Origin of the sequence: Kocuria sabuli, from assembly GCF_040981185.1 — a bacterium.
GTDB classification, from domain to species: Bacteria; Actinomycetota; Actinomycetes; order Actinomycetales; family Micrococcaceae; genus Kocuria; species Kocuria sabuli.
Window position 1 is genome coordinate 218,453 of sequence record NZ_JAVHZE010000004.1, and the last position, 16,152, is coordinate 234,604.

Below are 16,152 nucleotides of genomic sequence, written 5' to 3' on the forward strand. Positions count from 1 at the left end.
GAGAGTGGGCCCATGAGCACCGCAGCCCACCGCCCCGCTCCCGCGCCGGGCACCCCCGCCGCCAGGACCCGCACGGTCCGGCTCGTCAGCGACGACCCCGCCCTGCGCGCCACGGTCGAGCGCGTCTGCGCCGCGGCCGGCACCGAGCTGCTGGCCGGCCCCGCCGACCCGGCCGCCGCCGCGCGGGCGCCCCTGGCGGACACCGATCTGGTGGACGTGCGCCACGCGGTGCGGGGCAGGGTCCGGCCCGGCACCGTGCTGCTGGGCCGGCCCGAGGACACCGGGCTGTGGGACCGGGCGGCCGAGCTCGGCGGCTGCGCCGTGGCGGTGCTGCCGGACGCCGCGGGCTGGCTCGCCGACCTGCTCGGCGAGGGGCGCGGCGGCGGATCCGGCCCGGGCGGCACGGGACGCGTCGTGGGCCTCCTGGGCGCGGTGGGCGGGGCCGGCACCTCCACGCTGGCGTGCTGGCTCGCCGACCGCGCCGCGCAGGAGGAACGACCGGCCGTGCTCGTGGACGCGGACCGCGAAGGGTGCGGCATCGACGTCCTGCTGGGGCTCGAGGACCGCGACGGCCTGCGCTGGCCCGACCTGCTGCGGATCGCCGGGACGGTGCACGCCGAGCAGCTGTGGCCGGCCATGGCCCGGACCGGGCGGCTGCGCTGGCTCTCGTGGGACCGCTCCGGCGCGTACGGCGCGGCCGCGCCGTACGGGCCCGTGCTCGAGGCGCTGCGCCGGGTCGCGGAGATCGTCGTCGTGGACCTGGGCCGGGCCGGGCGGGCGGCGGCGGACACCGCGGCCCTGTGCGACGAGGTCCTCGTGCTGGTGCCCCGGACGGTGCGCGGCGTGCTCGCGGCCCGGTGGGCGGCGGACCTGCTGGAGGGGGTCCCGGCCCGGCTGGTGCCGGCCGGGCTCAACGTGGCCGACGTGGACGACGCGCTCGCCGCCGCCACGACCGGCCTGTCCGTGGCGGGGTCCGTGCGCTTCCACGGGGGCGTGCCCGAGGCCGCCGAGACGGGACGCCTCCTCGACGCCGGCCGCTCCCGCCGGCTCGCCAAGGACGTGGCCGTCCTGCTCGGTGCCGTGGGAGCGGTCCGGTGAGCACCGCCGTGCCCGCGCTGCCCGCCGCGCTGTTGGACGACGTGCGGGACCGGCTGCTGTCCGCGCCGGGTCCGGTCACCGACGCCGACATCGCCGAGGCCGTGCGGGCCAGCGGCCGGGTGCTCGGGGCCGCCGGCACGCTGCACGCGGTGCAGGTGGTCCGGGCGGAGCTCACCGGCCTCGGCGTGCTCGAACCCCTGCTGCCGCACCGGGGGCTCACCGACGTCTACGTCAACGGGGCCGAGCAGGTGTGGCTGGAGACCGAGGCCGGGGTGCGGCGGGTCGAGTCCCCGTTCCGCTCCGACGCCGAGGTGCGGGCCCTGGCCGTGCGGCTGGTCACCGCCGCCGGGCGGCGGCTCGACGCGGCCCACCCGTGCGCGGACGTCCAGACCGCGGCCGGGTACCGGGTGCACGCCGTCCTCCCGCCCGTCTCCACCGGCGGGACTCTGCTCTCCGTGCGGTTCCGCAGCCCCCGGACCCTGTCCCTGCACGACCTCGTGGACGTGGGCACCGTCCACCCCGTCACGGCGGAACTGCTCACGGGAGCGGTGCGGTCGGGCGCGAACTTCCTGGTCAGCGGGGCCACCGGGGCCGGGAAGACCACAGTGCTTAACGCCCTGCTGTCCCGCACGCCCCCGCACGAGCGGATCGTGCTGATCGAGGACGCCGCCGAGCTGCGCCCCGAGCACCCCCACGTGGTCGGGCTCCAGGCACGGCACGCCAACGCCGAGGGCGCCGGCGGCATCGACCTGGCCGAACTCGTCCGCCAGGCGCTGCGGATGCGGCCCGACCGGCTCGTGGTGGGGGAGTGCCGCGGGGCCGAGGTTCGTGAGCTGTTCACGGCACTGAACACCGGCCACGCCGGTGCGGGAACGGTCCACGCGAACTCCGCCGAGGCCCTGCCCGCCCGGCTGGCGGCGCTCGGCGCCCTGGCCGGGATGAGCCGGGAGGCGGTCACGCTGCAGGCCGCGAGCGCCCTCGATCTCGTGGTCCACGTCGCCCGCGCCGGCGGCCGGCGCGAGGTGCGGGCCGTGTCCCTGCTGGAGGAGCACGCCGGGTCCCTCGTCACGGTGCCCGCGGCCGTCCAGACCGGCGGCGCGGTCCACCGCGGACCGGGCTGGGAGAGTCTGTGCACCCTGCTGGAGCCCGGTCCCGCCGCGGGACCGGGCTCCTCGCGGAGCCTCACGTGAGCGGGCTGCTGGTCCTCGTCCTGTGCCTCGCCGGGTGCTCGGCCGCCCTGCTCGGCGGGCCGGCCCACCGGGTGCGGGCGGCCGCGCGGCGGGAGCCGGACGACGGCCGGAGCCTGCCGTGGCGGGCCCGGCTCTCCCGGGACGCCACGGCGGAGGCCGCCGAGTGGATCGCGTTCCTGCGTCGGCTGGCGGCGCTGCTGCAGGCGGGCCGCTCGCCGGCCGCGGCCTTCGAGGGCGGCACCGGCGCAGCGGGTCCCCGGCGCCGCACGGCCACCACCCGGCACGTGGACCGGCTCTGCACGTCCGTGGCGGCCGCTGCCCGTCTGGGCCTGAGCACCTCGGACGCCCTGGCGGCCGTGCCGGCCCCGGAACTCGGCCACCGGCCCCTGGAGCGGTGGGCGGTCTCGGTCACCGCGGAACTCGCGTTGTGCTGGGAGGTCTCCGAGCGCACCGGCGCGCCCCTGACCGAGCTGCTCGGTGGCCTCGCCGACGCCCTCGAGGCCGAGCTGGACGCCGAGGCCGCCCGCAGCACGGCGCTGGCCGGGCCCCGCTCGACCGTCCGGATCCTGACCTGGCTGCCGGTGCTGGGGATCGCCCTGGGAATGCTGATGGGCGTCGATCCGCTGCGCACCCTGCTCACCACCCCGTGGGGGCTGGCCGCGCTCCTCGCCGGCGCGGCGCTCACGCTGCTGGGCCGGGCGTGGACGCGGGCGCTGATCGGCCGGGCCGAGGCCGTGGGTGCACGATGACCGTCCTCGGGGCTGTCACCGGCCTGCTGCTGCTCGCGGCCGCCACGGTGCTCGTGCTCCCGCCCCGGACCCGGCTGGCCGTGCCGTCCGGTCCGGCGGCCCACCGCCGGGCTCCCGCGGCGCACGTCTCCGCTGGGGTCCTCGTGGAGCTGACCGCGGCCATGCTGGACGCCGGTCTGCCGCTGGGGGAGGCCGTGGCCGTCCTGGGCGGGAACCGGAGGAGCGCCCCCGGCAACGCCCTGTCCGCAGTGGGCGCCGGGCTGCGGCTGGGCCTGCCGTGGCACACGGCCTGGGCGTCCGCGGGAGAGCTGCCGGCGCACCTGGAGGACTACCGGGAGGCGCTCGCCTTCACCGCGACCTCCGGAGCCCCGTCGGCGCGGAGCCTGCGGTCCCAGGCCTCCCAGGTGCGCCGGACTGCCTACCGGCGGGCCGAGCGCGCCGCGGAGGCGCTGTCCGTGCAGCTCGTCCTGCCGCTGGGGCTGTGCTCCCTGCCGGCCTTCGTCTGCTGGGGCGTGCTGCCGGTCGTGATGGGCCTGGTCCCGGAGGTCTTCGGATGAGCCGCCCCGCGCGGAGCCGCGCGCCCCCGCCCGCGCGAGCCCGTCCCGCCCGTTCCCCGGCCGAGCCGGTCCGCACCGCCTCCGCCGATCCTGATCCCACCCACCCGAAAGGACCCGTCATGTCCCAGCACCAGTCGTCCCCGCCCCGGTTCTCCCCGCGCGAGGTGTCCCCGCGCCGGCGGGCCGTGGCACCGGGCACCGCCCCGGGCGCCGCCGTCGCCCCGATCTTCCGGAGGGCCACCGCGACCGGCGCCCCCGCCCCGCGCCGGCCGCTCCGGCGGGCGGAGGAGGCGGACCTCGGCGCGACCACCGTCGAGTACGCCATGGTCGTCCTCGCGGCCGCTGCCTTCGGCGGCGTCATGGCCGCGGTGCTCTCCTCCGGCCAGGTGCGAGAGCTGCTCACCGCGATCATCGAGAAGGCGCTCGGCGTCTGAGCACCTCCTCGCGCGCGGCCCACGGCGCCGGACCCGGCGCCGTGGGCCGCGCGGCCCCCGATCTCCGCGGGCGGGACCGCTGCCCCGGGAACACCGGCCCGGGACCGCCGCTTCGGCTCCGTCCACCCACCCCGTTCCCCGCGAGGAGACCACCATGACCACCCACCGCCCCCGCCCGGTGCCGTGCTCCGCACCGTCCGACCGCGGCGCCGTCACCGCCGAGACGGCTGTGCTCCTGCCCGCCCTCGTGCTCCTCCTGGCCGTGCTGCTCGCCGCGGCCGCCGCCGGCATGACCCTCATCCGCTACGAGGAGGCGGCGCGGGCCTCGGCCCGGGCCGCGGCCCGCGGCGAGAGCCCCGCGGTGGTCCGCTCGACCGCGCTGTCCGTGGCGGGCCAGGACGCGGCGGTGCACCTCGCCGCCGACGCCGGGACGTCCACGATCACCGTGACGGGGCCGGCCCCCGGGGTCCTGGGCGACTGGGGCGGCTGGGAGTTGCGCGCCGAGGCCTCCGCCGCGACCGAGGGCGCCCGCGCGGCAGGGGGACACGGTGGATGACCCGACGGCCTCCAGGGGTCACCGACCGGTGTCCCGATCAGTGACCAGCCCGGTGACCCGCCCGGAGAGGGCCCGGAGCGCACCGCCGCCTGCCGGGCACCACGACCACCCGCCCGGCAGGCGCGGGGTTCCGGACCGGGACCGCGGCAGCGGCACCGTGCACGCGCTGACGCTCACCATGGTGCTCGGGGTGCTCCTCCTGACCGTGCTGCTGCTCGCCCAGGCGGGGATCGCGACCCACCGGGCGGGAAAGGCCGCCGACCTCGCCGCCCTGGCCGCCGCCGACACCGCCCGGGGCCTCGTGGCCGGTGACCCGTGCGCCACCGCCGCGGACGTGGCCCGGCGCAACGGCGCGGAACTGGAGCTGTGCGAGCTCGTGGAGCCGGGGCGGGTCGTCGTCGACGTGCGCACCACGGTGGCGCTCGACGGTCCGCTGGCCCGGTTCGGGGCCGCCCGGGGAGTCTCCCGGGCCGGACCGCCGGAGGGTCCCTGAACGCTCAGCCGCCCGGGGCGTCGTGCAGCAGCGCGTCGATCAGCCGCACGGCACCGCACTTGTCCAGCGGGTGGTTGCGGTTGCCGCACTTGGGCGACTGCACGCAGGACGGGCAGCCGTGCTCACACTCGCAGGAGGAGATCGCCTCCCGCGTGGCGCGCAGCCACGCGACGGCGGTGTCGTAGCCGCGCTCCGCGAAGCCCGCGCCACCGGGGTGCCCGTCGTAGACGAAGACCGTGGGCAGCTCGGTGTCCGCGTGCAGCGCGGTCGAGAGCCCGCCCACGTCCCACCGGTCGCAGGACGCCACGAGCGGCAGCAGGCCGATCGCGGCGTGCTCGGCGGCGTGCAGGGACCCGGGGACGTCCGGCTCCTCGATCCCCGCGCCGCTCAGCACGGCCCCCGGCACGGTGAACCACACGGACCTGGTGAACAGGTCCCGGGCGTCGAGGTCGAGGGGCTCCTCGCCCAGCACCTCGTTGGAGACCACGGCCTTGCGCTGGAAGGAGACCACCTTCGTGGTGACCTGCACCTGGCCGAAGTGGACGGTGACCGGTCCCCAGGACTCGGAGCGCTCCTCGGCCACCACGGAGACCTGCGTGACGTCCCGGGCGGTCGTGTAGAAGTCCGGGTGCGCCCGCGTCACGGCCGCGAAGGAGTCCGCCTCGTTGAGCTCGTCGACGATGTAGGTCCGGCCCTGGTGCACGTACACGGCCCCGGGGTGGGCCTGGTAGTGGGACTGGGGGGAGTCCATGGTGCCCAGCACCGCGCCCGTGTCCGTCTCGATGATCCGGATCGGGCCGCCGCCGTCCGAGCGCAGGGACACCATCCCGGCCGCCGACTGCGGGTGCGTCCAGAACCACCCGCTCGGCCGGCGGCGCAGGTGCCCGTTGGCCACGAGGGAGGCGAGCACCTCCTCGGCCGTGGGACCGAAGGCGGCGACCTCCTCGGCGCGCAGCGGCTGCTCGGCCGCGGCCGCGCACAGGTGCGGAGCGAGCACGTAGGGGTTCGAGGGGTCGAAGACGGTGGCCTCGACCCCCACGTCGAAGACCGCCTCCGGGTGGTTCACCAGGTAGGTGTCGAGCGGGTCGTCGCCGGCCACGAACGCCGCCAGCGCCTCCTGCCCGGCCCGGCCCGCCCGGCCGATCTGCTGGAAGAACGACGCCCGTGTGCCGGGCCAGCCCGCCACCACCACGGCGTCCAGACCTGCCACGTCGATGCCGAGCTCGAGCGCGGACGTGCTGGCGACGCCGAGCAGCCGCCCGTCCCGCAGCGCCGCCTCCAGGGCCCGGCGCTCCTCGGGCAGGAAGCCGGAGCGGTAGGCCGCCACCCGGTGGGCCAGCGAGGGGTCGACCTCCTCGAGCTGGCGGTGGGCGATCTGGGCGATCGTCTCCGCGCCTCGGCGGGACTTGATGAACGCGATCGTGCGGACCCGGCGCAGCACGAGGTCCGTGAGCATGTCGGCGGCCTCGGCCAGGGCGGTGCGGCGCACCGGGGCGTCGTTCTCGCCCCCGCCGTCCGTCTGCTCCGGCTCCCAGAGCACCACGGTGACCGGTCCGTGCGGGGAGAAGTCCGTGGTCACCGGCGTCACCTCGGCCGCGGGGGCGCCGATGAGCCGGGCGAAGGAGGCGTGCGGCTCGAAGGAGGTCGCCGAGGCCCCGATGAACACCGGGTCCGCGCCGTACGCCCGGCAGATCCGGCGCAGCCGCCGCATGAGATTGGCCACGTGCGAGCCGAAGACCCCGCGGTAGGAGTGCGCCTCGTCGACGACGACGTAGCGGAGCCGGCGGAAGAACCGGGACCAGCGCGCGTGGTGGGGCAGCACCCCGTAGTGCAGCATGTCCGGGTTGCACAGCACCACGTCGGCGTGGTCCCGGACCCACCGCCGCTCGGCCGGGTCGGTGTCGCCGTCGTAGGTCGCGGCCCGGAGCGTCGGCAGCCCCAGCGCCTCGAGGCCCTTGAGCTGGTCGGCGGCCAGCGCCTTGGTGGGCGAGAGGTAGAGGGCGGTGGCCTCGTCCGGGTGGCGCACCATGCCGGGATGCGCGAGCGCGGCGAGCCGGCCCCGGTGCACGGCGTCGGCCACGGGCGCCTGGTAGGCCAGCGACTTGCCCGACGCCGTGCCGGTGGCCACCACCACGTGCCGCGGGGCCAGCACGGCCTGGACCTGGTGCAGATACGGCCGGTGCACCCCGAGCCGCGCGTAGGCCGCGACCACGTCCGGGTGCAGGTGCTCGGGCCACGGCGCGGTCACGGCGTCCCGGTCCGGCAGCTCCCGGACGTGGCGCACCTGCTCGGGCGCGTCGCCGCGGCCGAGCAGGGGGATCAGGGACGCGTGGTCGGAGGACGGCACCGGTTCATTGTGCCACCGCGCTCCCGGGAGCCCACCCGCGCAGGGGCCCCCGGGGACCGCCGGGTCGGCGGAGCCGCCGGGCCGGGACGGCCCGGCGCCGGTGTCCCGGCCCGATGCTCCGACGTGGTGCTCCGACGTGGTGCTCCGGCCCGGTGCCCCCGTCCCGGGAGCCGATTCCGGGAGACCGCTTCCCCCGGGCTGACCGGCCCGCCGTTCCTGCTCCTCAGCCCTGCGCCGCCGCGTCGCGGACCCGCCGGTGCACGCGCGCCTCCCAGGGGGCCAGGGCGGCGACGTCCGCCGGTGCCGGAGCGCCGGGACGGTTGGTGAGCAGCACCTCGGTGCCGGCCCAGGCGCCGGCCCCGGGGAGCTCGACGCCCACCTCATCGCCCGAGACGTTGCAGAGCACGAGCAGCTCCACCACGCCCAGGCGCCGGGTGAAGGCGTAGACCTGCTCGTGCCCGGGCAGCAGCATCGTGAAGTCGCCCAGGGCCACGACGGGCTCGGCGTGCCGCAGTTCGATGAGGCGTCGGTAGTGGTGGAACACCGAGTGCTCCTCGGCGCGGGCCGTCTCGGCGTTGACCACGTCGTGGTTGGGGTGGACCGGGATCCACGGGGTGCCGGTGGTGAACCCGGCGTGCGGACCAGGAGTCCACTGCACGGGGGTGCGGGCGTTGTCCCGCCCCGTCCAGCGCAGCCCGGCCAGCACGGTGGCCGGGTCGGCGCCGGCGGACACGGCGTGGCGGTAGTGGTTGACCGACTCGATGTCGCGGAAGTCCTCGATGGTGGCGAAGGGGGCGTTGGTCATGCCCAGCTCCTCGCCCTGGTACACGTAGGGGGTGCCGCGGTGCAGGTGCAGCAGCGTGGCCAGACACGTCGCCGAGGCCACCCGGTGGGCGGGGCTGTCGTCCCCGAACCGGGAGACCACGCGGGGCTGGTCGTGGTTGTTCCAGTACAGCGAGTTCCAGCCCACCTCCTCCAGCCCCTCCTGCCACCGGCCCAGCGAGGCCTTCAGATCGGTCAGCCGCAGCGGGCGGGGGTCGAACTTGCCGCCGGGGCCGTGGTCGAGGCCGACGTGCTCGAACTGGAACACCATGTCCACCTCGGCCCGGGCCGGGTCGGTGAACAGACGGGCTTCCTCCACGGTGACCCCCGGCATCTCGCCCACGGTGATGAGCTCGGCGGTCCGGCCGGCGAAGACCTCCCGGTGCATCTCCTGGAGGAACTCGTGGATCCGCGGACCGCAGAGATAGGACGCCGACCCGTCCCCGTAGGGGGAGCCGTCCAGGGGCGGCCCGTCGTGCAGGTGCCCGTCGGGACCGACGTCCTTGCTGATCATGTTGATCACGTCCATGCGGAAGCCGTCGACCCCGCGGTCCAGCCACCAGCGCATCATGGCGTACACCGCCGCCCGCACCTCGGGGTTCTCCCAGTTGAGGTCGGGCTGCTTGGCCGAGAACAGGTGCAGGTAGTACTCCCCGGAGGCCTCGTCGAGCTCCCAGGTCGAGCCGGAGAAGAAGCTGTGCCAGTTCGTCGGCTCCGCCCCCGGGGCACCCGCCTCCATGCCGCGGCGGGGCTCACGCCACCAGTACCAGTCCCGCTTGGGGGAGTCGGGGGAGGAGCGGGACTCCACGAACCACGGGTGCTCGTCGGAGGTGTGGTTGACCACCAGGTCCATCACGAGCTTCATCCCGCGTCCGTGCACCGCCGCCAGCAGCTCGTCGAACTGCTGCAGGGTGCCGAAGGCGGGGTCGATGTCCTGGTAGTCGCTGATGTCGTAGCCGTTGTCGTCCTGCGGGGAGGAGTAGATCGGCGACAGCCAGATCACGTCCACCCCCAGGTCATGGAGGTGGTCCAGGTGGGCGAGGACGCCGCCGAGGTCCCCGATCCCGTCGCCGTCGGAGTCGGCGAAGGAGCGGGGATAGATCTGGTAGACGACCGCGTCGGCCCACCACGCCGGGGCGTCCCCGGTGCCGCTGCCCGTGCCGGAGCGCTCGGTGGTGATGTCGTGCTGCTGGGGGCTCGTGCTCATCTGACGCCTCCTGGGGTCGCGCCGGGAACGGCCGGCCGGCGGAAGAGGGCGGCGCCCCTGGGCGGCAGTGTCGCTGCTCCGGCGCCACCGGTCTCGGTACCCGACCAGTCTGCTCGACCGGCCCGTTCCGGCGACACCAGCGACATCCGGCGTAGTACAACACGATCCGACACCCAACGTGTTGAAATGAACACGCCACGTGGTGCGACCAGTGCGCGCGACCCCGTGCTGCCGCACCGCTCCGTCCGCCGATCTGGGAGAACCGATGCCCGAGCTGCTGCCCGACCGCCGGCGCCGGGAGATCCTCGACCGGGTCCGGGCCGCCGGCGCCGTACGGGTGGCGGACCTCGCCAAGGAGCTCGAGGTCTCCGACATGACCGTGCGCCGCGACCTGGAGCGGCTGGCCCGCGACGGTGAGCTGCGGAAGGTGCACGGCGGGGCCACGCTGCCCTCGGACTCCTCCGCGGCCGAACCGGGCTTCGCGCGCAAGTCCGGGCTGCAGCTGCCGGAGAAGGCGGCCGTCGCGGCGGCCGCCGAGGCGATGGTGCAGCCCGGGATGTCCGTCTCGCTGAACTCCGGGACCACCACGCACGCGCTGGCCCGCATCCTGCGCCGGGTCCCCGACATCACCGTGGTCACGAACTCCCCGCGCATCGCCGAGGCGCTCTCCGACACGCCCGCCACCGGGCAGACCGTGCTCCTGCTCGGTGGGGTCCGCACCCCGTCGGACGCCCTCGTGGGCCCGCTCACCACCGCTGCGCTGCGCACCCTGCACGTGGACCTCTGTTTCCTGGGGGTGCACGGGCTGAGCGAACGGAACGGACTGACCACGCCGAACATGATGGAGGCCGAGGTCAACCGGCTCTTCCTGGAGCGCTCCGACCGCTGCGTGATCCTGGCCGACTCCACCAAGTGGGGTCTCGCGGGCCTCCACCGCATCGCGGGCCTCGACGAGGTCGACGCCGTCGTCATGGACGACGGTCTCGACGCCGCGGCACGCGAGACCCTGACCCAGCACGTCCCCGACCTCCGACTGGAGCCCGTCCGATGACATCCCCCGTCCCCGCAGGACGGACGCAGCCCGCGCCCGTCGCCCACCGGACCCACCACCTCGCCGACGGGCGCGAAGCCGTGTTCTTCGCGGACCGCGGCAGCCCACCGGTCGAACGCGTCACCGACCGCCGCCCCCTCGGGGAGCGGGCCGGTCACGGGCAGGTGCGCTTCGACCGGCTGACCGGGGAGTGGGTGGCCGTGGCCGCCCACCGCCAGACCCGCACCTATCTGCCCCCGGCCGACCAGTGCCCCCTGTGCCCGTCGGTGGGCGGACGGGAGTCGGAGATCCCGGCGGAGGACTTCGACGTCGTCGTCTTCGAGAACCGCTTCCCGTCCCTGGGCCCGGAGCTCGGCGAGCTGCCGGCGGGGGAGCGGGAGCTGTGGGGATCGCCCTCGCCGGCGTTCGGGCGGTGCGAGGTGGTGGTGTTCACCCCCGACCACCGGGGCTCGTTCGCGGGGCTGACCCCCGAGCGGGCGCGCACCGTGGTGGAGGCCTGGGCCCAGCGCACGGAGGCGCTCTCGGCCATGACCGGGATCCGGCACGTGTTCCCTTTCGAGAACCGCGGGGAGGACATCGGGGTGACCCTGCACCACCCGCACGGGCAGATCTACGCCTACCCCTATCCGGCCCCGCACGCGGCTCGGCTGGCCGCCCGGTCCCGGGCCCACCGGGAGCGCACCGGCCGCGCGCTGATGGGCGAGGTCCTCGCCGACGAGAGTGCGGCCGGCGACCGGATGGTGCTGGCGGGCCGGCACTTCTCGGCCTACGTCCCCTACGCCGCCCGCTGGCCGCTGGAGGTGCACCTGGTGCCGCACCGCCAGGTCCCGGACCTGGCGGCCCTGACCGGGGCCGAGCGCGACGAGCTGGCGGTGGTCTACCAGGACCTCGTGCAGCGGGTGGACCGGCTCTACACCACCCCCACGCCCTACATCGCCGCCTGGCACCAGACCCCCGTCACGACCGCGGACCGGGAGACCGGGTGGCTCCACCTGCAGCTCACCAGCCCCCGTCGGGCGGAGGACAAGCTGAAGTTCCTGGCCGGCTCGGAGGCGGCCATGGGGGCATTCATCAACGACGTCACGGCGGAGCAGACCGCCGCCCGGCTCCGGGAGGCCGCACGATGAGCGAGCAGCGCAACCAGCACCCGACCGGTCTCGGGGCCGGGCAGCAGGAGGAGGTCCGCGCGGAGCGGCTCGCGCGCCGGTTCGCCGAGGAGTTCGGGCACGCTCCCGACGGGGTGTGGCGAGCCCCGGGGCGGGTGAACCTCATCGGGGAGCACACCGACTACAACGACGGTTTCGTGCTGCCCTTCGCCATCGACCGCGCGGCGATGGTCGCGGTGCGGGTGCGCCGGGCCGGGGAGACCGGCCACGACGTCGTCGACCTCGCCTCGACCTATGCCCCGGACGGGGCGGGGCTGTCCCGGGCCCGGTTCGCGGCCGGCGACCTGGCCCCGGGCTCGGTGCCCGGGTGGGGCGCGTACCCGGCCGGTGTCGTGCACGTCCTGGCCGGGCCGGACGGGGAGGCCGTGCCCGGCTTCGAGCTGCTGCTGGACTCGACCGTGCCGGTGGGCGCCGGGCTGTCGTCGTCGCACGCCGTGGAGGTCGCCACCGTCGTGGCGCTGAACGACCTGCTGGGCCGCGGCCTGGACCGGCCGGCGATGGCGCGGCTGACCCAGCGGGCGGAGAACGAGTTCGTCGGGGCGCCCACCGGGATCATGGACCAGTCCGCGTCGCTGATGGGCCGGGCCGGGGCGGCGCTGTTCCTGGACTGCCGCACCCTGCACGCCGAGGCCGTGCCCCTGCCGCTGGCCGAGCACGGACTGGCGGTGCTGGTCGTCGACACGGGGGTCGCCCACTCCCACGCCGACGGCGGCTACGCCGCCCGGCGCGCCTCGTGCGAACGGGGCGCGGCCGCCCTCGGGGCCGCCTCCCTGCGCGACGTCCCCGCCGACGCCGACCTCGGGGTGCTCGACGAGGAGACCGTTCGGCGGGTCCGCCACGTGCTCACCGAGAACCGCCGGGTGCTGGAGACCGTCGAGCGTCTGCGCGCCGGGGACGTCCGGGGCATCGGGCCGCTGCTCGCAGCCTCCCACGCGTCGATGCGCGACGACTACGAGATCTCCTGCCCCGAGCTCGACCTCGCCGTCGAGGCCGCCACGGCCGCCGGCGCGGTGGGCGCCCGGATGACCGGCGGCGGCTTCGGCGGCTCCGCGATCGCCCTGGTCCCCGCGGACGAGGCCGGCCGGATCGCCGGCACCGTGGCGGAGGCCTTCCTCCGCGCCGGCCACCGGGCCCCCGACACCTTCGTGGTCGTGCCCGGCGAGGGCGCGCAGCGGGTCCGCTGAGACCGGGCGCCCGGCGCGGGCCCGGGCACCCGGCGGGGTGGTCACGAACATGACACGCGGCACCCGGGCCGGGCCCGCGTGCCAGAATGACGGCATGAGCAACCCCACGGACACCTCCGGGCGCAACGCCGGGAAGGAGACCCGGACGCACCGGCCCCCGGTCACGGAGCTGTCCCAGTAGCAGTGCTGGGAGCACCTCCACAGCGCCCGCTTCGGCCGGATCGCCACGATGGACGGCGACGAGATCGAGATCACCCCCGTCAACCTCGCGGCCGACGACGAGAAGATCTACTTCCGCACCGCCCGGGGCACCAAGCTGCTGCACCTGGTGCTCGACGAGCACGTGGCCGTGCAGGTCGACCACGTGCAGGGCGGGGAGGCCTGGTCGGTGCTCGTGCGCGGCACGGCCCGTCAGCTCAGCGACCCCGAGGAGACCGCCCGGGTGGACGAGCTGCCGCTGCGGCCGTGGCTGGAGACCACCAAGCTGGAGTACGTCGAGGTGACCCCCACGAAGGTCACCGGGCGCCTCCTCCGCCTCGGGCACTGACCCGGCAGCCGCCCCGTCCATCCCCTGCCCCTCGCGCCCGGAGCCCGCGGCGCGGGGGACGCCGCGGCGCTTGTAGCCTGGTGCGGTGGCACAGCACCGGATCCTCCTCCACTACGTCTTCACCCCGCTGCCCGACCCCACGGCCGTGATGCTCTGGCAGCGCGCCCTGTGCGAGGGACTCGGGCTGCGCGGACGCGTCCTCGTCTCCCCGCACGGACTCAACGGCACCGTGGGCGGTGAGCTGGGGGCGCTCAAGCAGTACGTGCGCACCACGCGCACCCACCCGGGCTTCCGGGACATGGCGTTCAAGTGGTCGGACGGCTCGGCCGAGGACTTCCCGCGCCTGTCGGTCAGGGTCCGCGACGAGCTCGTGTCCTTCGGCGCGCCGGGCGAGCTCGAGGTGGACGAGCACGGCGTGGTCGGCGGCGGCACCCGCCTGAGCCCGGCCGAGGTGGACCACCTGGTGGCCCGGCGCGGCGACGACGTCGTGTTCTTCGACGGCCGCAACGCCCACGAGGCCCGGATCGGGCGCTTCCGCGGGGCCGTGGTGCCGGACGTGGCGCACACCCGCGACTTCGTCGCCGCCCTGGACTCCGGGGCGTACGACCACCTCAGGTCCCGGCCCGTGGTGACCTACTGCACCGGCGGCATCCGCTGCGAGGTGCTCTCCGCGCTGATGCGCCGCCGCGGCTTCGAGGAGGTCTACCAGCTCGAGGGCGGCATCGCCGCGTACGGCCGCGAACGCGGGGACGCGGGCCTGTGGGAGGGCTCCCTCTACGTCTTCGACCGCCGGATGCACGTGGAGTTCACCCCGCAGGCCGTGACGATCGGGCGCTGCGACCGGTGCGCCGCGCCCGCCAACCGTTTCGTCAACTGCGCGGAGGCGTCCTGCCGCGCCCTCTTCCTGGCCTGCCCGGCGTGCCTCGAGGAGCACCCGGGGGCGACGTGCCCGACGGGCTGCGGGACCCCGCCCGCCGACGCCCTGCCGCCCGCCCTGCTCGCGCCCGCCGGGCGCACCCCCCGGAACGGAGCACTGACATGATCCCGGACCTCCCCGGCCCGCCCCCGGTCCCCGCGTTCTCCCGGGTCCCCGGGACTCCCGTCTCCGACGACCCGCGGCGGCCGGCCGCCCTGCACGGCGCCCTGCGCCGGAGCGGCTTCACCCACGACCGGGTGGCCGGGCTGCTGGGCGAGGCGGCGATGGACGCCCTCGCGCGCGACCAGGCCGTGCCCGCCCTGCGGGTGCTCGAGCCGGTGCTCGGCTCACCCGGGGACCCGGACCGGGGCCTGGCCGGGCTGATCGCCCTGTTCCTGCTGGGCCGGGCGGTCCCGGCGGACGTGCTCGGCGCCTCCCCGGTGGCCCCCGGCGAGCTCGTGGACCTGGGCCTCGCGGAGGAGACCGAGGACGGGCTGCGCTCCACCGTGGACCTGCGGCCCCACGCGGCCGACGACGGGACCGAGCTCTACGTGGCGAGCGACCTGGGCGAGTCCCAGCGTCCCGGAGTGCTGCGCCGGGACCACGTGCTGGGCATCGGGCAGGCGTCGCTGACGCTCGCGCAGACCACCGACCGCCGCCGGGTGGGCCGGGCCCTGGACCTCGGCACCGGGTGCGGGATCCAGACGTTCCACCTGCTCGCGCACGCCGGGCACGTGACCGCCACCGACATCTCCGAGCGGGCCCTGGGGTTCACCCGCTTCAACCTCCTGCTCAACGCGCAGTCCCTGGCGCTCGACCCCGATCGGCTGGAGGAGCGGGTGAGCCTGCGCGCGGGCTCCCTGCTCGGGCCCGTGCGCGGCGAGCGGTTCGACCTGGTGGTCTCGAACCCGCCGTTCGTCATCACCCCGCGGGCGCCGGGGGAGAGCCCGGCGGACCGCTTCACCTACCGGGACGGCGGCCTGCCGGGGGACCGGATCGTGGCCGACCTCGTGCAGCAGCTGCCCGGGGTCATGGCCCCGGGGGCCACCGCGCACCTGCTCGGCAACTGGGAGGTCCCCGCGGCACCGGCCGGGGACGGGCGGCCCGCCGCCGAGCGCTGGATGCTCCGGCCCGAGCAGTGGGTCCCCGAGGGCGTCGACGCCTGGTTCGTCCAGCGGGAGCTGGCCGGCCCGGAGGAGTACGCCGAGACGTGGCTGCGGGACGCCGCCGAGTCCCGGGAGCTCGAGCACTACGAGCGGGCCTACCGGGCCTACCTCGACGACTTCGCCGCCCGCGGCGTCGAGGCGGTGGGCTTCGGCATGATCCGCCTCCGGCGTCCGGGGCCCGGGCGCCCCGGCGGCGTGCTGCGCCGCTTCGAGCACGTGCCGCACCCGGTCCAGCAGCCGCTCGCCCCCGCCTTCGCCGCGGCGTGGGCGCGGGCCGACCGGCTGGCGGAGGCCGGCCCGGACTGGCTGGACCTCCGGCTCGTCGCCGCGGAGGACGTCACGGAGGAGCGCCACCAGCGCCCCGGGGCCGAGCACCCCGGCGTGATCCTGCTCCGGCAGGGGGCGGGGCTGCGCCGGACCGCGGTGCTCACGAGCGAGGCCGCGGGCTTCGCCGGGGCCTGCGACGGCGAGCTGAGCGCCCGGCAGATCCTCGCGGCGCTCTCCGCCCTGCTCGACTGGGCGGGCGACGAGCGGGAGCGCCTGGCCGAGGAGGTCCGCCGGCTCGTGCTGGACGGCTTCCTCGTGCCGCCGGAGCAGGCGGCGGACTGACGACGCGCGTGGGCCGGCGCGCTCGGGACGCCGGGGCGGTGCGAGTGGGAGGATGGGGCC

The 16,152-nt window shown here is 76.3% G+C and carries 14 protein-coding genes and 1 pseudogene; 13 read left to right on the plus strand and 2 right to left on the minus strand.

Annotation, left to right across the window (positions count from 1 at the left end):
* Positions 1-12 precede the first annotated feature (12 nt).
* The 7 genes from ssd to RE027_RS06665 all read left to right on the plus strand — a co-directional run bounded on the left by ssd (position 13) and on the right by RE027_RS06665 (position 5,077).
* Positions 13-1,098: a septum site-determining protein Ssd gene (gene ssd / locus RE027_RS06635; RefSeq protein ID WP_368807462.1), complete on the plus strand. Its 1,086-nt coding sequence runs from the start codon at positions 13-15 to the stop codon at positions 1,096-1,098.
* Entirely contained in the window at positions 1,095-2,288 is a 1,194-nt protein-coding gene (locus tag RE027_RS06640; protein ID WP_368807463.1) for a TadA family conjugal transfer-associated ATPase, read from the plus strand. The genes ssd and RE027_RS06640 overlap by 4 nt, the downstream gene beginning before the upstream one ends.
* Positions 2,285-3,037, plus strand: coding sequence for a type II secretion system F family protein (locus RE027_RS06645; protein ID WP_368807464.1), 753 nt, complete (start codon positions 2,285-2,287; stop codon positions 3,035-3,037). Before RE027_RS06640 ends, RE027_RS06645 begins: the two co-directional genes overlap by 4 nt.
* Positions 3,034-3,594 carry a type II secretion system F family protein gene (locus RE027_RS06650; RefSeq protein WP_368807465.1) on the plus strand — a complete coding sequence of 187 codons (561 nt, stop codon included), beginning with the start codon at positions 3,034-3,036 and terminating at the stop codon, positions 3,592-3,594. The genes RE027_RS06645 and RE027_RS06650 overlap by 4 nt, the downstream gene beginning before the upstream one ends.
* Positions 3,595-3,713: 119 nt before the next feature.
* Positions 3,714-4,028, plus strand: coding sequence for a DUF4244 domain-containing protein (locus RE027_RS06655; protein WP_368807466.1), 315 nt, complete (start codon positions 3,714-3,716; stop codon positions 4,026-4,028).
* 154 nt (positions 4,029-4,182) lie between these two features.
* Positions 4,183-4,584: a TadE family type IV pilus minor pilin gene (locus RE027_RS06660; protein WP_368807467.1), complete on the plus strand. Its 402-nt coding sequence runs from the start codon at positions 4,183-4,185 to the stop codon at positions 4,582-4,584.
* 157 nt (positions 4,585-4,741) lie between these two features.
* Positions 4,742-5,077, plus strand: coding sequence for an Rv3654c family TadE-like protein (locus tag RE027_RS06665; RefSeq protein ID WP_387920239.1), 336 nt, complete (start codon positions 4,742-4,744; stop codon positions 5,075-5,077).
* A gap of 4 nt (positions 5,078-5,081) precedes the next feature.
* On the opposite strand, the gene RE027_RS06670 is transcribed toward RE027_RS06665, so the two are convergent.
* Both RE027_RS06670 and RE027_RS06675 read right to left on the minus strand, forming a co-directional pair.
* On the minus strand, positions 5,082-7,424 hold the full coding sequence (locus RE027_RS06670) for a DEAD/DEAH box helicase (protein WP_368807469.1): 2,343 nt from the start codon (positions 7,422-7,424) through the stop codon (positions 5,082-5,084).
* Positions 7,425-7,647: 223 nt separating this feature from the next.
* Entirely contained in the window at positions 7,648-9,453 is a 1,806-nt protein-coding gene (locus tag RE027_RS06675) for an alpha-glucosidase (protein ID WP_368807470.1), read from the minus strand.
* Positions 9,454-9,718: 265 nt separating this feature from the next.
* Between RE027_RS06675 and RE027_RS06680 the strand changes: the two genes are divergently transcribed.
* The 6 genes and pseudogenes from RE027_RS06680 to RE027_RS06705 all read left to right on the plus strand — a co-directional run bounded on the left by RE027_RS06680 (position 9,719) and on the right by RE027_RS06705 (position 16,092).
* A complete protein-coding gene (locus RE027_RS06680) occupies positions 9,719-10,504 on the plus strand; it encodes a DeoR/GlpR family DNA-binding transcription regulator (protein WP_368807471.1) in 786 nt (261 codons plus the stop codon).
* Complete coding sequence (gene galT, locus RE027_RS06685) at positions 10,501-11,631, plus strand: galactose-1-phosphate uridylyltransferase (RefSeq protein WP_368807472.1); 1,131 nt, start codon at positions 10,501-10,503, stop codon at positions 11,629-11,631. Before RE027_RS06680 ends, galT begins: the two co-directional genes overlap by 4 nt.
* Positions 11,628-12,854, plus strand: coding sequence for a galactokinase (galK, locus tag RE027_RS06690; protein ID WP_368807473.1), 1,227 nt, complete (start codon positions 11,628-11,630; stop codon positions 12,852-12,854). The genes galT and galK overlap by 4 nt, the downstream gene beginning before the upstream one ends.
* A gap of 193 nt (positions 12,855-13,047) precedes the next feature.
* Positions 13,048-13,401 (plus strand): annotated as a pseudogene (locus RE027_RS06695) (pyridoxamine 5'-phosphate oxidase family protein); the annotation flags it as partial.
* 85 nt (positions 13,402-13,486) lie between these two features.
* Positions 13,487-14,443, plus strand: coding sequence for an oxygen-dependent tRNA uridine(34) hydroxylase TrhO (gene trhO, locus RE027_RS06700; protein WP_368807474.1), 957 nt, complete (start codon positions 13,487-13,489; stop codon positions 14,441-14,443).
* Positions 14,440-16,092: a DUF7059 domain-containing protein gene (locus RE027_RS06705; RefSeq protein ID WP_368807475.1), complete on the plus strand. Its 1,653-nt coding sequence runs from the start codon at positions 14,440-14,442 to the stop codon at positions 16,090-16,092. The genes trhO and RE027_RS06705 overlap by 4 nt, the downstream gene beginning before the upstream one ends.
* The last annotated feature ends 60 nt before the right edge of the window (positions 16,093-16,152 follow it).

What these genes read in the sequence shown, in the direction of transcription:
- RE027_RS06675 (WP_368807470.1), bottom strand. Translation starts at nt 9,453, where the DNA reads ATGAGCACGAGCCCCCAGCAGCACGACATCACCACCGAGCGCTCCGGC.
- RE027_RS06680 (WP_368807471.1), top strand. Translation starts at nt 9,719, where the DNA reads ATGCCCGAGCTGCTGCCCGACCGCCGGCGCCGGGAGATCCTCGACCGG.
- RE027_RS06650 (WP_368807465.1), top strand. Translation starts at nt 3,034, where the DNA reads ATGACCGTCCTCGGGGCTGTCACCGGCCTGCTGCTGCTCGCGGCCGCC.
- ssd (WP_368807462.1), top strand. Translation starts at nt 13, where the DNA reads ATGAGCACCGCAGCCCACCGCCCCGCTCCCGCGCCGGGCACCCCCGCC.
- RE027_RS06655 (WP_368807466.1), top strand. Translation starts at nt 3,714, where the DNA reads ATGTCCCAGCACCAGTCGTCCCCGCCCCGGTTCTCCCCGCGCGAGGTG.
- RE027_RS06660 (WP_368807467.1), top strand. Translation starts at nt 4,183, where the DNA reads ATGACCACCCACCGCCCCCGCCCGGTGCCGTGCTCCGCACCGTCCGAC.
- RE027_RS06705 (WP_368807475.1), top strand. Translation starts at nt 14,440, where the DNA reads ATGATCCCGGACCTCCCCGGCCCGCCCCCGGTCCCCGCGTTCTCCCGG.
- galK (WP_368807473.1), top strand. Translation starts at nt 11,628, where the DNA reads ATGAGCGAGCAGCGCAACCAGCACCCGACCGGTCTCGGGGCCGGGCAG.
- galT (WP_368807472.1), top strand. Translation starts at nt 10,501, where the DNA reads ATGACATCCCCCGTCCCCGCAGGACGGACGCAGCCCGCGCCCGTCGCC.